The sequence below is a fragment of the Polaromonas sp. P1_E3 genome, assembly GCF_056405935.1.
This window is the reverse complement of sequence record NZ_JBFUBD010000059.1, coordinates 1-14,944: the sequence shown is the minus strand read 5'-3', so window position 1 is coordinate 14,944 and position 14,944 is coordinate 1. Positions and strand designations below refer to the sequence as shown.

The 14,944-nt window shown below is 65.0% G+C and carries 13 protein-coding genes; 9 read left to right on the top strand and 4 right to left on the bottom strand.

The genetic code is table 11. The features are described from left to right. Positions 1-354 (bottom strand): class I tRNA ligase family protein (locus AC1D0Z_RS09800; RefSeq protein WP_477658058.1); only part of this gene is annotated, 354 nt, incomplete at its 3' end. Between the two features lie 323 nt (positions 355-677). Here AC1D0Z_RS09800 and AC1D0Z_RS09795 point away from each other — a divergent pair. The 9 genes from AC1D0Z_RS09795 to AC1D0Z_RS09755 all read left to right on the top strand — a co-directional run bounded on the left by AC1D0Z_RS09795 (position 678) and on the right by AC1D0Z_RS09755 (position 9,112). Beyond that, positions 678-1,718 (top strand): tetratricopeptide repeat protein, encoded by a 1,041-nt coding sequence (locus AC1D0Z_RS09795; protein WP_477658057.1) that lies wholly within the window; start codon positions 678-680, stop codon positions 1,716-1,718. Positions 1,719-1,802: 84 nt separating this feature from the next. Then, positions 1,803-3,047: a L,D-transpeptidase family protein gene (locus tag AC1D0Z_RS09790; protein WP_477658056.1), complete on the top strand. Its 1,245-nt coding sequence runs from the start codon at positions 1,803-1,805 to the stop codon at positions 3,045-3,047. After that, on the top strand, positions 3,048-3,761 hold the full coding sequence (locus AC1D0Z_RS09785; RefSeq protein ID WP_477658055.1) for a peptidylprolyl isomerase: 714 nt from the start codon (positions 3,048-3,050) through the stop codon (positions 3,759-3,761). 53 nt (positions 3,762-3,814) lie between these two features. After that, on the top strand, positions 3,815-4,324 hold the full coding sequence (locus tag AC1D0Z_RS09780; protein ID WP_477658054.1) for a peptidylprolyl isomerase: 510 nt from the start codon (positions 3,815-3,817) through the stop codon (positions 4,322-4,324). A 63-nt stretch (positions 4,325-4,387) separates the two neighbouring features. Then, positions 4,388-5,164, top strand: coding sequence for a UDP-2,3-diacylglucosamine diphosphatase (locus AC1D0Z_RS09775; RefSeq protein WP_477658059.1), 777 nt, complete (start codon positions 4,388-4,390; stop codon positions 5,162-5,164). A 37-nt stretch (positions 5,165-5,201) separates the two neighbouring features. After that, entirely contained in the window at positions 5,202-5,969 is a 768-nt protein-coding gene (locus tag AC1D0Z_RS09770; protein ID WP_477658053.1) for a M90 family metallopeptidase, read from the top strand. A gap of 202 nt (positions 5,970-6,171) precedes the next feature. After that, positions 6,172-7,089, top strand: coding sequence for a hypothetical protein (locus AC1D0Z_RS09765; RefSeq protein ID WP_477658052.1), 918 nt, complete (start codon positions 6,172-6,174; stop codon positions 7,087-7,089). 164 nt (positions 7,090-7,253) lie between these two features. Then, a complete protein-coding gene (locus AC1D0Z_RS09760) occupies positions 7,254-7,850 on the top strand; it encodes a sigma-70 family RNA polymerase sigma factor (protein WP_477658051.1) in 597 nt (198 codons plus the stop codon). Further along, positions 7,847-9,112 carry an ankyrin repeat domain-containing protein gene (locus AC1D0Z_RS09755; protein ID WP_477658050.1) on the top strand — a complete coding sequence of 422 codons (1,266 nt, stop codon included), beginning with the start codon at positions 7,847-7,849 and terminating at the stop codon, positions 9,110-9,112. The genes AC1D0Z_RS09760 and AC1D0Z_RS09755 overlap by 4 nt, the downstream gene beginning before the upstream one ends. A 110-nt stretch (positions 9,113-9,222) precedes the next feature. On the opposite strand, the gene trhA is transcribed toward AC1D0Z_RS09755, so the two are convergent. From trhA to AC1D0Z_RS09740, 3 genes are all read right to left on the bottom strand, one after another. Next, positions 9,223-9,903 carry a PAQR family membrane homeostasis protein TrhA gene (gene trhA / locus AC1D0Z_RS09750; RefSeq protein ID WP_477658049.1) on the bottom strand — a complete coding sequence of 227 codons (681 nt, stop codon included), beginning with the start codon at positions 9,901-9,903 and terminating at the stop codon, positions 9,223-9,225. Continuing rightward, the gene (locus tag AC1D0Z_RS09745; protein ID WP_477658048.1) at positions 9,900-12,737 is read right to left on the bottom strand and encodes a DUF349 domain-containing protein; all 2,838 of its coding nucleotides are present in this window, start codon (positions 12,735-12,737) and stop codon (positions 9,900-9,902) included. Before AC1D0Z_RS09745 ends, trhA begins: the two co-directional genes overlap by 4 nt. Positions 12,738-13,192: 455 nt before the next feature. Further along, positions 13,193-14,944: DUF748 domain-containing protein (locus AC1D0Z_RS09740; protein WP_477658047.1), on the bottom strand; the 1,752-nt coding region annotated here is incomplete at its 5' end.

Here is a 14,944-nt window from a genome sequence, read left to right as displayed (position 1 = left end):
GTATTCCGTCGCACGGGGTTCCAGCGACGGCGGCTCTATGCCCAGCGCGCCAATGTCCTGGTGCATGGCCACAATCATCTCGTCAGTCAGCTGGCGGATGGTGATGCCGCGCTCGACCGCCCGCTTGATGATCTTGTCGTCGATGTCCGTGATGTTGCGCACATAGGTAACCTTCAGGCCGCTCGCCTTGAGCCAGCGCTGCGCCACGTCAAAGGCCATCATCATGCGCGCATGGCCGATGTGGCACAGGTCGTAAATCGTCATTCCGCACACATACATGCGCACATGGCCGGGATCAAGCGGGGAAAAATCTTCCACGGCACGCGACAGCGTGTTGTAAATGCGAAGGCTCATGAAAATTATGCTGCGGTTCCCGGCATCGGCCGGAAGCCGCCGATGCTCGGGCAAGGGAAAGAAAGCTTTATCTCACGGACGCCGCGGGCGGGCAAGGGCCATTCGGCGTACGTGCAAAAACGTGCGATAAAAACGGAAAGTACGCAATTTCGGGGGCCATGAACTATACCCCCCTCAGTTACAATCGCCCAGTATATCCAGCCCGTCGGACAACGTTCAGCGGCTCCCGGGGCGCCCTGAAAAGCCGGGCTGTTTATGTTGACTTTCCGCCCAACGGCTGCCAAAACAGCACCGGGGGCTTTAAAACAAATCGCGAGAGTGCCATGCCCACGCCAAACTTCCTTACACGCAATCCGCTGTCTGCCGCCCTGCGCATGCTGGCCGTCGTAGCCACCCTGTCGGTGTCCGTGGCCCACGCCGACGACTACGCCGACGTCAGCCGCCTGATGCGTGCCGGCCAGTATGCCGAGGCGCAGGCCAAGGTTGACCAGTACCTTGCCAGCAAGCCGCGCGACCCGCAAATGCGTTTTTTCAAGGGCGTGATCCAGACCGAGACCGGCAAGACAAACGAGGCCATCGCGACCTTCACCAAGATCACCGAGGACTACCCCGAACTGCCTGAGCCCTACAACAACATGGCCGTGCTGTATGCCGGCCAGAGCCAGTTCGACAAGGCGCGCGCAGCGCTGGAAATGGCGATCCGGACCAACCCCAGCTATGCCACCGCGCACGAAAACCTGGGCGACGTCTACGCCAGGCTCGCCAGCCAGGCCTACAGCAAGGCCCTGCAACTCGATGGCGGCAACGCTGCCGTTCCCCCCAAGCTGGCACTGATCCGCACCCTGTTCTCCGCCGAATCCAAAAACCCTTCCAAGCCCGTCGCGGCAGCACCGGCCGCAGCCCCTTCCCCAGCGCCGGCTCCCGCACCTGCCGCCAAACCAGCGCCTGCCGCAGCCCCCGCCGCCGCAACCCCGGTGCCCCCGGCAGCACCCGCGCCATCCGCTGCGCCCGCCGCGGCAGCAGGCGCCGAAAAAGAAGTTGAAGCCGCCGTGCGCAGCTGGGCCCRGGCATKGTCCGACAAGGACATGAACGGCTACCTCGGCAGCTACGGCCAGAATTTCGCGCCGCCCGGCAAGCAGGCACGCAAGGCCTGGGAAGAAGACCGCCGCGCGCGCATTGTCGGCAAGTCGCGTATCAGCGTGAAACTCTCCGACCTGGCCATCGCCGTGCAGGGCGCCAAGGCCACAGCCAGGTTCAAGCAGGACTACAGCGCCGATTCCATCAACATCTCCAGCCGCAAGACGCTGGAAATGGCCAAGGCCGGTGATCGCTGGGTCATCGTCAAGGAATCCACAGGCGGCTGATGCCGGCGGCGGCCTGACCCAAGTGCATTGTCCAGCCTGTTCTTGCCCGTCTGTGCCGGCCGGTCACCTTTCGTGGAAGCCCGCATGAAAAACGCGGTCGCAACGATCTTCCTCATCGCGCCCTGCCTGGCGCTGGCCTTTTTGCCTGCGCGGGCCGAAACCCGCGCGCACACAACCAAGCGGGCCGCCCCGGCAAAAGCCCCCGCCCCGCAGGAGACACGTGGCGGCGAAGCAGAAGCCCGGCTGATAGAAATTTACAAACTGATCGGCCAGGCCAACTCGCGCGAAGCCTTGCGCAAGGCCGAAGCCCTCGTAAAAGATCATCCCAATTTCCAGCTGGCCCAGCTGGTTTATGGCGATTTGCTGGCCGGCTTTACACGCCCAGTGCGCACGCCGGGGGACGTTCCTGACGCCGCAGCCAAGTCCGCAGCGGCACTGCTGGCCGAGTTGCGGCAGGAGTCTTTGTTGCGCCTGCGCGCGCTGCGCGAGCGCCCTGCTCCGGGCCTCGTGCCATCGCAGTTCCTGGTGCTGTCACCGCGCAACAAGCACGCCATTGCCGTCGACGCATCCCGGTCGCGCCTCTACCTGTTTGAAAACACCCCTGCCGGACTCAAGCTGGTGGCGGACTATTACATTTCGGTCGGCAAGTCCGGCATTGAAAAGTCTGTGGAAGGCGACCTGCGCACGCCGGTGGGCGTCTACTACATCACCAGTAACCTGAACCCCAAGTCGCTGCGCGACTTTTACGGCTCGGGCGCGCTGCCCATCAACTACCCCAACCAGCTCGACGTCAAGCGCGGCAAGACCGGCGGCGGCATCTGGTTGCACGGCACGCCACCGGCCCAGTTCTCCCGGGCGCCGCTGTCCACCGACGGCTGCGTGGTGCTGGCCAACCCGGACCTGGAGCGCATCATCCGCACCGTCGAGGTGCGCAGCACACCCGTTGTGATTGCCCACAGCCTCAAATGGGTCGCGCCGCAGTCGCTGGCGGCCGACACCCGCTCGTTCGAAACCGCGCTGCAAAGCTGGCACAACGCCAAGTCCAGCGGCGACATGGCCAAGCTCACGACCTGGTACACGCCCGACTTCTCCAGTTACGGCAAGACGCTGGCCGAATGGACGCCGATGCTGCAAAGCGAGCTCAAGCAGCTGGGCGGGCGCGACATACAGCTCAAGGACGTGTCCTACCTCCGCTGGACCGACAGCACCGATACGATGGTGGTAACCTTTGGCGAGCTGGTCAAGGGCGCCAAAACCGGGCGCACCAAACGCCAGTACTGGGTCCGCCAGGGTAGCCAGTGGAAGATTTTTTTCGAAGGAACCATTTAGATGGCAGTTCACAGGTTTGCCGTGCTCGCGGCCTTTTCCCCCTTGCGCCGCGCCGCATTCGCAGCGGCAGCCGCAGCGGGGCTGGCCCTTCTGGCCGGCCCGGCGCTCGCGCAAAGTGCGCCCAAGGTCAAGTTCGTCACCAGCGAAGGCGACTTTGTCGTGGAGGTCTATCCCGACAAGGCGCCCAAGACCGTCGAGAACTTCCTGCAGTACGTCAAGGACAAGCACTATGACGGCACGATTTTCCACCGCGTGATTTCCAACTTCATGGTGCAGGGTGGCGGCTACGATGCTACTTACGCCGAGAAGAAGACCCGGCCGCCCGTGCCGCATGAAGGCCGCGAGGCGCTTGCCAAAGGCGGCCCCAAAAACGTCGTGGGCACGCTGGCCATGGCACGCACCAACGACCCCAACTCCGCGTCGTCGCAGTTCTTCATCAACGTGAAAGACAACGACTTCCTCAATCCCACGGTGATCCCCCCTGGCGATCCCGTTCCGAAATTTGAATACCAGGGCCGCGTCTACGAAAACACCCCGCGCGCCCAGCTCGTCAACGCACCCCAGCTGTACGGCTACACCGTGTTCGGCAAGGTCGTCAGCGGCATGGACGTCGTGAACAAGATCAAGGCCGTGCCCACCGGCGCCGGCGGCCCCTTCCCGACGGACGTTCCCAAGACGCCCGTCCTCATCAAATCGGCCATCCTGGTCAACTGACCTTTTGGCCTGCCGACCTTTTAAACCTCTCACAACATCTTCACAGGACCATCATGAGCAATCCAAAAGTTGAACTCCACATCGCCGAATACGGCGTCATCACGCTGGAACTGGACGCCGCCAAGGCGCCCAAGACCGTCGCCAACTTCCTGAACTACGTCAACAAGGGCCACTACGCCAACACCGTGTTTCACCGCGTGATTCCGGGCTTCATGGTGCAGGGCGGCGGCTTTGAACCGGGCATGAAACAAAAGCCCACCGACGGCGAAATCGAGAACGAAGCCAACAATGGCCTGAAGAACGACAACTACACCGTGGCCATGGCGCGTACCAACGCACCGCACTCGGCCTCCTCGCAGTTCTTCATCAATGTGGCTGACAACGGTTTCCTGAACCACACCGCACCGAACCCGTCGGGCTGGGGTTATGCCGTGTTTGGCAAGGTCGTTGCCGGCGCCGACGTCGTCGACAAGATCAAGGCTGTCAAGACCGGCCGCAAGGGCTTCCATGACGACGTCCCAATGGAAGACGTGATCATCCAAAAAGCCGTCGCAGTGGCCTGAGTGCCCTTTCGGGCCGCGCTTGCCGAAATTCAACCGGTGAACAACCCCGAGGCCGTGCCCCCCATGGCGGAGCTGATGGCTCCGCCCATGTGGCGCACGGTCGATTTCATTTCCGACCTGCACTTGCAGGCCTCGGAGCCCGCCACCTTCGCGGCCTGGCAGCACTACCTTGAAACCACGCCGGCCGACGCCGTCTTCATCCTGGGCGACCTGTTTGAAGTCTGGGTCGGTGACGACGCTGTCGAAGGCGACGTGCTGGACCCCGCCGCCGGCTTTGACGCCCGCTGCGTGCAGGCCATGGGCGATGCCGCCGGCCGGCTGGCGCTGTTTTTCATGCACGGCAACCGGGACTTCCTGGTGGGCCAGGGCCTGATGGACCTGTGCAACGCCACCCTGCTCGCCGACCCGACCGTGCTGGTGTTTCCTGCAGGCACGGGACGGCGCTGGCTGCTGTCGCACGGCGACGCCTTGTGCCTGGACGATGTCGACTACATGAACTTTCGCCGTCAGGTCCGCAGCCCTGAATGGCAGCATGCCTTCCTGGCCAGGCCGCTGGCCGAACGCCAGGCGATTGCGCGCGGGCTGCGCGAGCAAAGCGAAGCGCGCAAGCAGTCGGGCGTGCAATATGCAGACGTCGACACCCAGGCCGCGCGCCAGTGGTTGCAGGCGGCCGGCTCACGCACGCTGATTCACGGCCATACGCACAAGCCTGCCGTGCACGACCTGGGCGGCGGCCTTTCCCGTGTAGTGCTGAGCGACTGGGACGTGGGTGCCCAGACGCCGCGTGCAGAGGTGCTGCGCCTGACGGCGGGCGGGCTGCAACGGATTACGCTGTGCTGACCCTTGTTTCATTTCGTTTAACCACAACCTCCACCTTATGCTGAACTGGTTACGAACACTTGGCGGCGACAAGGCCCCTGACAAAACCATCCCTGAAACCCTGTGGGTAGACACCCTGCTGCGGTTCCCTTTCCTGGGCCGGCGGCCGGTCGCGGAGCTGCAGCAGCTGAACGTGCTGACTGAAAAATTCCTGAAGCAAAAGGAATTTACGGGTGCACACGGCATGAAAGTCACCGATGAAATGGCGGTCGCGATCGCCGCGCAGGCCTGCCTGCCGGTATTGCACCTGGGCCTGCGCTGGTACGACGACTTCAAGGGTATCGTGGTGCATCCCGGCGCCATGCTGGCACGCCGCCAGGTGACCGACCAGGCCGGGGTGGTGCATCACTACAGCGAAGAGCTGCTCGGCGAAGCCATGCAGGGCGGCCCCGTCACCCTGAGCTGGCAGGATGTGGCCGGCGCGGGCGACTCGGCCGAGCACGGGCATAACGTGGTGATCCACGAGTTCGTCCACAAGATCGACATGCGCGACGGCGCCGCGGACGGCTGCCCGCCCTTGCCCACGCGCGGTGCGCACACCTCCTGGCATGCGGTCATGCAGCCGGCGTACGACGGGTTTTGCGAAAAAGTCGCCATGGCCACACGCTTCGGGGCCGAGGCGCCCTGGCTGGACGCCTACGGCGCCAGGTCACCGGCCGAATTTTTTGCTGTGGCGTGCGAAGCCTACTTTGTGAACCGCACACGGTTCACACAGGACTTCCCGTCCCTGACCGTGCTGTTCGACAAGTTTTTCATGCCGAAATAAGCCACTGGCGGCTTTCCGGCCGCGTGGCGCGCCGCACTGGCACTTTTTCAAGGAAAGTGCCTCTCAACCCAATATGGCCGGGCGCAAGCAGCTATCAAATACATAGCGCCAGCCGTCCAGGCCTCGCTTCTTTTCGGTCGGCTTAACCCCATTTCCCCCGCGCCTTCGTTTCAATGGGCTCCACCCTTTTTCCGGAGCTCCCATGAAAACCCCACTTCTTGCCTCTTCAGTCCTGCTGGCCCTCTGCACCCTGGCCGGCCTTCCCGCACAAGCCGTCGGCCGGCTGGCCGATGTGACGGTGATTGACCGCAACACCGGTGCCACGCTGCCCCTTTACCACCACCGCGGCGAATACTGGGTCGCAGGCCAGTACGGTGCCAAATACGCCATTGCCGTGCGTAACAAGCTCGGTGAGCGCGTACTGGCTGTCACTGCTGTCGACGGCGTGAACGTGCTCAGCGGCGAGACCGCCGCCTGGGAGCAGACCGGTTATGTGTTTTCGCCCTGGCAGCAATACCAGGTCACGGGCTGGCGCAAAAGCAGCAGCGAAGTCGCCGCCTTCGAATTTTCGGCACTCGGGGATTCGTATGCCGGCCGCACCGGCAGGCCCGGCAACGTCGGCGTGATCGGCGTGGCGCTCTTCAGGGAGCAGCCTCCCGAGCCGGTCGCCCAGGCGCCCGCCTATTTGAGCCGCGACCGTAGCGAACGCGAGGCCGATGCGTCGCCGGCGCTGCGAAACGCCCCCTGGCCTTCATCAGTTCCGCCCGCGCCTTTGGCGGAATCATCCACCGCCGGCAAGTCGGCGCTGGCCGACCGCGCAAGCGGCGGCGCAGAAGCTTCAGCCTCAGCCGAAGACCGGGTCAGGAGGCTGCCGTCTGCCTCCCTGCCTGCCCCCAAGCTCGGCACAGGCCACGGCGCGCGGGAAAACTCCCTCGTATCGCAGACCACCTTTGCACGCCTGCAGGCGCTGCCTAACGAGGTCATCCGCATCCGTTACGACAGCCGCGAGAACCTGATCGTTAGCGGAGTGATCCGCGAACCCGTGGCGCGCAACCCCGTCCCTGATCCGTTCCCACAGTCAGGAAACCCGTCTTATGTACCTGACCCTCCAAGGTATTGAGCCCCCACGGTCGCTCACTTCGTGTAACTCTCTGCCCCCCGAGGGGGCGCTGCGCCTGCGGCCCGGCAAAGCCGGTTCCGCGGCCCCTGCTGGTCTGGAGAGCCCCTGCGCGGTGGTCTGTTGTCGTGAGGAAGATCGCGCGCTGCGCCGTGATAATCTGGCGCATGCCCAGTGCCTCCACCGACCATGCAGCCGAAGACAGCGACGAATCGCTGATGCTGCGTTATGCGGCGGGCGACATGGCGGCTTTTGATGTGCTGTATGCGCGGCATGAACTGGGCGTGTGGCGTTATGTGTTTCGCAGCGTGCGGGTGCAGGCGGTGGCCGACGACCTGCTGCAGGATGTCTGGTTTGCCGTGGCGCGCAGCGCCGCCACCTATACGGTGACGGCGAAGTTCAAAACCTGGCTGTTCACCATGGCACACAACCGGATGGTCGATTACTTCCGCACGGCAAAGCAGCACGTCAGCATCGATGGGCACGGCGACGATGAAGAAGGCCTGGGCCTTGGCGATACGCTGGCGGCCGACTCGGGCTTCGGGCCCGTGCGCCGGCTGGAGTCCAGCGAGCAGGCCGAGGCCCTGATCGCCGCGGTGGAAAGGCTGCCCCTGGAACAGCGCGAAGCCTTCCTGCTGCAGGCCGAAGCCGGCATGAGCGTGGAAGACATCGCCGCCGCAACCGGCGTGAGTTTTGAAACCGCCAAGAGCCGCCTGCGCTATGCCCGCAACAGCCTGCGCCAGCAGCTACAGGAGTTTGCATGACAGAGCCTGATCACAGCCCGCACGGCGACGAGCTGTTGCAGCGCTACCGGGAGGCCAGCGCGGACGACACACGCCGCCCCGGCGCGCATGTGCGCGACGCCGTGCGCGCCCATGCGCAGATGGTGATCGACGCCGGCAAGCAGGCCGGCTCGCTGCAAGCGGCCGCCGCCGAGGCTGCGCAGCGCCCCGCCGCCAACCAGTCGCGCTGGAAAATTTCCGCGCTGGCGGGCTTTGCGCTGGCCGGCCTGACAGGGCTGCTGGTGCTGCAGTTTGACCGCGGCACCGACGAGGAAAAAGAAATGGCGTTTGGGCAGCCCAGCGCCACAACGCCTTCATCGCCGCCGGCCCCATCCAGACCAGCCTCCCCGCCACCCGCAGCTTCCCCTGCGGCCGCACCAACGCCTTCGGCGATCGTGACACCAGCACCGGTCGCGCCGCCAAGACCAGCAGCGCAAACCGACGCCCGCAAGCAATCCGCCGAAACCGCCAAACCAGCCTTGAAGTCACCGGCTCATCCCGCTCAGGATAAGGCAGTGGCCTCATTGCCGGCGAACGAGCCGGCCGTGCAGAAAAAAGAAGCTGAAGCGCCGCCTCCACTCGCAGCCGCGGCGCCCCCAGCCGCACGCCCCCCTATACCGGCCCCCGCTGCCGCACCAGGGGTCGCCGCTGTCCAGGAAAATGCACAGCCTGCACCGGCACCGCGCATGGCCGGCGCTGCGGCCGGTTCGCTGTCGGCGTCACCAGCGCAGGCTGACATGGCCGCCGCAGCGCCGGCCGCGCGCCCCGCACCAGCACCAGCACCAGCACCAGCACCAGCACCAGCACCAGCACCAGCACCAGCACCAGCACCAGCACCAGCACCCGCTGCTACGGTTGCCGCAGCGGCGCCCGCCGCGCCCGCGGCACGCGCCGTAGCACCTCTGCAAAAACAGGAAAGCGCCCGGCAATACCAGGCACCGCGTGCGGAAGCGAATGCCGGACCCAACCGCCTGGCCGGCGCACTGCAGGACGCGGCCCGCGCAGGACGCCTGGAGCTGCTGGAACGCCTGCTGCAGCAAGGCGCCCCCATCAATGCAGCCGACCCTGCAGGCCGCACCCCGCTGATCCTCGCCGCCATGCAGGGCCACACGGCGGTCGTTCAGCGCCTGCTGGCTGCCGGGGCCAACCCGGCGCTGGTGGATCAGGAAGGGCTTAACGCCCTGCAGCATGCACGGCGGCTGGGTTTTGACGGGATTGCCCACCTGATTGAAGCGGCATCCTGAGCACCAGGGCCAGAGCCGCGTCGCGGGGCAACTCACAAATAAATCAGGCTGCAGCCCAATAGCAGCGTGCGCAAGCAGCTATCTATTCAATAGCAACCGCCAGCCGGGTTTCAGCCGGCGTAATACAGCACGGCCACAAAATGGCAAACCGTACCCGCCGCGACAAACAGGTGCCACACAAAGTGACCGTAGCGCAGCCGTGAATCGGTGGCAAAGAAGCCGACGCCCAGCGTGTAGAAAAGCCCGCCCGCCACCAGCCAGAACAAGCCCCAGTTCGGGATCAGCTCCAGCATCGGCTTGATGGCGATGATGGCGATCCACCCCATGGCAAGGTAAAGAACCGTTGAAAGGCGCGGCCAGCGGATGCCCGCAAATGCCTTGGCGGCAATGCCCGCAATCGCCATGGCCCAGACCAGCCCAAACAGCGTCCAGCCCCAGGGTCCGCGCAACACGCCCAGCGTGAACGGGGTGTAGGTGCCCGCAATCAGCAGGTAGATCGCGCTGTGGTCAAGAACCTGGAAAACCTTTTTGGCACGCGCGGCGCGCAGCGAAGGCAGCGCGTGGTACAGCATCGAGGTGAAATACAGCACCACCATGGTGGCGGCAAAAATACTGGCGCCCACCACATCGAGCACGTCACCGTCGCGCGCGCTGGCGATGACGAGAAACGGCGCCGACACCACCGCAGCGAGCAGCGCAACACCGTGGCTCACGCTGTTGGCGATTTCTTCGCCCAAAGACTGCGGCCGTTCCAGCGGCACTGCGAGTGCGGGTGCCGCTGGATGGCTCATCGCTTGAGCAACGCCTTCAGCACGTTCTGCACACGCCTGGCGTTGCCGGCGTCGAAGTCGGCGGCCAACACCTGGGCGGTGTCTTCACCCCACGTCTCAGCCGGCGCAGGCGCATTGCGCTTGGTCAGCAGCTGCAGTTGCAGCATGCGGCGCGCGCTGATGTGCTCTGCAGGTGTCGGCAGCTCAGCGGCAATCTCCAGGCGCAGCAGCGCTTCGGAGGCGTCCTTGCCCGAGGGCGTGCTGACGGCCTGCACCCAGCGGTTGCGCACCGCCGGCGGCACGGCTTTGCCGAGCTCCTGCGCGCTGGGCAGTTGCGCGGGGTCGCGCTTTTCCCAGGCGGTCAGCAGGTGCGTCAGCACTTCACCGTGCGCCTGCATCGCGAGTTTCTTGAGCGCCTGGTTGGCCGCCTCAAACGCTTCGCGCTGGGCGCGGAAAGCGGCATCGCCCAGACGCGGGCCGCGCTCTTCAAAGGCCGGGCGTGCGTTGCGGTCTCCGCGATCATTGCCGCGCGGGCCGCGGTCATCGCGGCCTTCCCGGTAGGGCTCAAACTTGTTGTCGGTGCTCTGGCGCGGGCCGCCGGGTTTGCTGCCGGGTCGCGAATCCTTGCGGTCGCCAAACTTGCCGCCGCGCCCTGCAGCTGCCGGCTCGGGTTTCTTCATGCCGGGGCGGTCATCGCCGCGCCGTGCCACCACGGGTTTGGGTGCGGGCTTGGGCGCAGGTGCCGGTTCGGCGGGTGCGCTCGCCGGCTCGCTGGATTCGGCAAATTCGGTAGCAGCCGCTTCGCTGGCGGCTTCCGTGGCGGCGGGCGCATCTGCTACGTTTTCTGTAGCTGCTTGCGCAGGCTCCACCTGGGCTGCGGCCTCGTTTTCCTTCACAACCGGGGTGGCATTGGTGTCGGCCAGTGCCGCCTCCACCGTCGGTGCCGCCGGGGCCGCAGCCGGTGCGGGCACAGGCACTTGCCCGCGCACGATGGCTTCCAGCGCCTTGGCAGCGGCGTGGATTTTTTGCGCATCGCCGCTGGCGGTGGCGGCTTCAACCGCTTTGGAAGCTTCCAGCACCATGCGGTCGTATTCGCCCAATGCGGCTGCGGCTTTTTCGCGCTCGGCCGTCTTGCGCTGGAAGGCGTCGTCGATGGGTTTGCGGAAGGCATCCCACATCTTCTGCTCTTGCTTGCGCTCGATCGGTACGGCCTGCGCTTCATGCTGCCAGCGCTGCTGCAGTGACTTGACGGCGTCAATGCGCAGCACTGGCTCGGCGCCCAGCACATTGGCTTCTTCAATCATGGCCTTGCGGCGAGCAATGCTGTCATGGCGCGCAGCAGTGAGCGGAGCGTCCGCGGCGTCCATCGCGGCCTTCCACTGCGGCTGGATTTCGGCAAAGGCCTTTTCACCCAGGTGGCCGGCTTCACGCCATTTTTCGACAAAGCCGTTCAAGCTGCGGATGTGGTGCTTCCAGTCGGTGTTGCCCTTGTTGGCTTCAGCCCATGCCAGCACTTCATCGATCAGCAGCTTGCGTTCGGCCTTGACGGTTTCGCTTTGCTCTTTCACTTTTTCAAGCCAGGCTTCAACGACCTTGTGAGCTTCGTTGCAGGCATCGTCAAAACGTTTCCACAGCGCGTGGTTGGGCGTGCCACCCTGGTCGCTGGTCTTCCACTGTTCGCGCATGGCGCGCAGGGCTTCCTGCTGCTTGCGCCCGCCCAGCGGCTTGGCCACCAGCGCTTCGGCCTTCACCACCAGCTCTTCGCGGATCTGGTCGGCGCGCCAGCGCTGCCAGCCTTCGAGTTCACCTGCCGCAGTGAGTGCGGCGTGCGCAGCGGCTTCGAGCTTGCTGTCGATGTTGCGGATGTTTTCTTTCAAAGCCTGGCGCAGGTCAGCGGCGACCTTGGGCGTGGACTTGCCATGGCCTTCACCGACTTCATGTTCAAGCCGCTTCAGGGCTTCCTGCACGATGGCGGAAGATTTTTCGCGCATGTCTTTGAGCACGGCCGGATCGATCTTGGCCTTGGGTGCGCGTGCAGGCTGGTCGCCCGCTGCAGGCGGCAGGCCGCGCGCGGCGCGCAGCTCGTCGGCCCACACGGGTACGGCGGGCAGCGGTGCGGCGGCGTCTTCAGCGGCCTTCTGGGCCTGCGCGAGCGCGCCCTGGAAGGCCTCCCACACGGCCAGCAGCTGCGCGCGCGATGCATCCAGCAGCGGCGGAAACTTACCGTCCACACTGGCCCAGTTGGCGTCCTGCGTGATCTCGTCGGCCTGCGACTGCCAGTGCGTGACGTCGCCGCGCAGGGATTCGAGGGCGGTTTCGGCATCACGCCAGGGCTTGAGCGACAGCACTTCGGTGCGCTGGGCCAGCAGCACAGCGGCCTCGCGCTGCACCTGGGTGCGGTGCTGCAGGTCTTCAATGGTCTTGACGCGGTCGGCCAGCTGAACCTTCAGTCCGGCCAGCGGTTCCTTGGACAGCGGCGCGCCCGCCTTGGCGGCATCACGCTGCCAGGCCAGGGCGTCAGCGAGGTTGAGCTTGGGCACAGCCAGCAGCGCCTGGGCTTTTTCGGCCCATTCGGCGGCCACGGCTTCCTGGCCCTTGCTGCGCTTGAGTTCGTCGAGCTTTTCTTTCAGCGGCTTGGCAGCACCCTTGTCGCGGTTGGCCAGGTCTTTATAGACCTCAGCCATCTGCTCGGCCGTGGGCTCAGTCGCCAGCCATGTGCGGATGCGCGCCGTGCGTTCACCGGACGTGGGCGCAGAGAAGGCGCCGCCGGTCAGGCCGTCCAGCGGATGGGCCTCGGCCTGCTTGGTGGTGGGCGTTTTCACGGCGGGGGTTTCAGGTTTGGAAGATTTAAACATGGGAACGCAAGGTCAAAAAAATAAGTGCCACCAGCCGCAAGGCTCCCCGGGGAATGGAGGACTTTGCGGGCAGCAGCGGGTGTTGGATTGGATGGGGGGCCGGCGCCGCAACCCGTGTTGCGCGCCCAGGCCCAAAGGCCCCATAAAAGCTTTATCAATAAAGCACTGAGCTATTTTCGCTGTTTTAAGAGCCTGTTCATGGTCTATTTGGGGTCACGCAGGTATTTTTTCGGGATGGGATGCAAGGCGCGGTGCGCTGCCAATAGCCCCGCTATTGGCGAGCAGCGCAACGCCGCAGACCGCCCGAAAAAATGCCTGCCCTTCGGGTTGGGGTGAAATCGGGCGATTTGGCGCCCCGTTCCCTTGCATGGGCAGTAGCCCATGCGGCGGGATCCGGGCCACCAACTCATCCCGATTGCACCCCAACGTGGCCTCAAATAGATCATGAACAGACTCTAAGGCATCGCCAAATTCAGCTCCGCGCGGGGTGTCCATTTGGCCTCCGGCGGCACGGCTTTGGCGGCCCCCAGAAAGAGCCTTTCAGGCGGTAAATCGCGCGACGCGAGGTAGTCTTTCACGGCCACGCCGCGCTGTACCGCCAGTTCGCGCATGGCATCGTCGTTCACCTTGATGTCGGCCAGCAGCAGTTTTTCCATCTCGGGTACGGGCAGGTCTTTGGCCAGGCCGACCAGGTTGCGGGGCTTGGGCATGTCGGCGCGTTTGTAGACCTCCTTGAGGAGGGCCGGGTATTCGGCCGGGCTGATGCTCACCGCCGCGGTGGCGGTGCCGCCTTCCTTGGCGACTGTGCGGCGCTTTTCGGCGCGCACCAGGGCGTCGAGCCGCTCGCGCTTGAAACCGTCGCGCTCGGCGTCGATGCTGCTGGTGCCAACCACGGTGAGCCGCAGCGATGGCCGCTCTAGCAGCGCCTTGGCCACTTTGTCGAGGCCGGCTTTGGCTTCAGGGCCCAGTTCGGCGCTGCCGGCGTTAAAGCCCACGGTGCTGAGTTCTTCCCCGCCGCCGCCGAATGCATTGGCCAGCAGGCTGAAAGGCGCCGTGATGGCCTTGACGATCACGTTAAGGATGACCTTGACGATGATTGGGCCAAGGCTGAATTGCGGGTCATTGAGGGAACCGCTGATGGGCAGGTCAATGTCGATTACGCCGTTGCGGTCGGCCAGCAGCGCCACCGCGAGCTTGACCGGCAGACTCGCAGTCGAGCCTTCCACCTTGTCGCCAAAGCTGAGCTGGTTCAGGATGACCTTGTTGGTGGCGGTGAGCCGACCATCGGGTTGCACCACATAACCCACGTCGACACTGAGCTTGCCGCGGTTGATGCCGTAGCCCGAATACTTCACGGAGTACGGCGACAGCGGCGGCAGCTCGAGGTCACGTACCTTGCCCTTGATGTCGAGCGCCAGCGGCTTGGCCAGCGGATTGAGCTTGCCCAGGATTTCCAGCGAAGCCGTACCCTCGGCGCGCCCGCGGAGCTCCAGGTCGGCCATGCTGGGCACTGTGGACGTGGTACCCGGCACGGTGGGCGCCACCGATGAAAAGGCGCTGAGCTTGCCTGTCAGGTCGCTCAGGTCGGCCGAGTAGTTGGGCTTGACGAAGCGGTCGGAGAACAGCACCTTGCCGTTGATGAGGCTGATGGGGCCGAAGTTGATGATGGGCGCAGGGGAGCCTGTTGCCGCTGCGGCGGATGCCGCCGGGCTGACCGGCGCCGCCGACACGAATTTTGAGCCTTTTGAGCTGCTGGACCGCAATGGCTGTGCGCCACCAGCTATCGTTTCAGTAGCAGATGGCGCTTGCGGTAAAGATGGCGCCGATGATGGCGAAAGGGCCAGGGTGGCCGCGCCGCCTGCCGCACTTGCGTTGGCCTCCACCGCGTCCTTGCCGGGCTTCACCAGGTTCTGCAGGTTGATGCGGCCATCGGGCAGGATGATCACGCGCGCAAAGAAGTCGGTGAGCACGGTTTCCCGCACATCCACCCGGGTGGCCTTGGCCGGGTCCAGCGCCACATTCAGGCCGCGCAGGTTCAGGGCCTTCCAGGCGAGAAGGTCTTCGCTGGGCGCCAGCGTGTTGGCGCGGAACTCTTCCAGCGACACATCACCCGCTACCTGCGCCTGCGGGCCGGCCGGTGTCTGCCGATATGCCACGCGCCCCTTGAAGCTGGCGTCGGCGCGCAGCAGCTCGATGTTGAGCACATC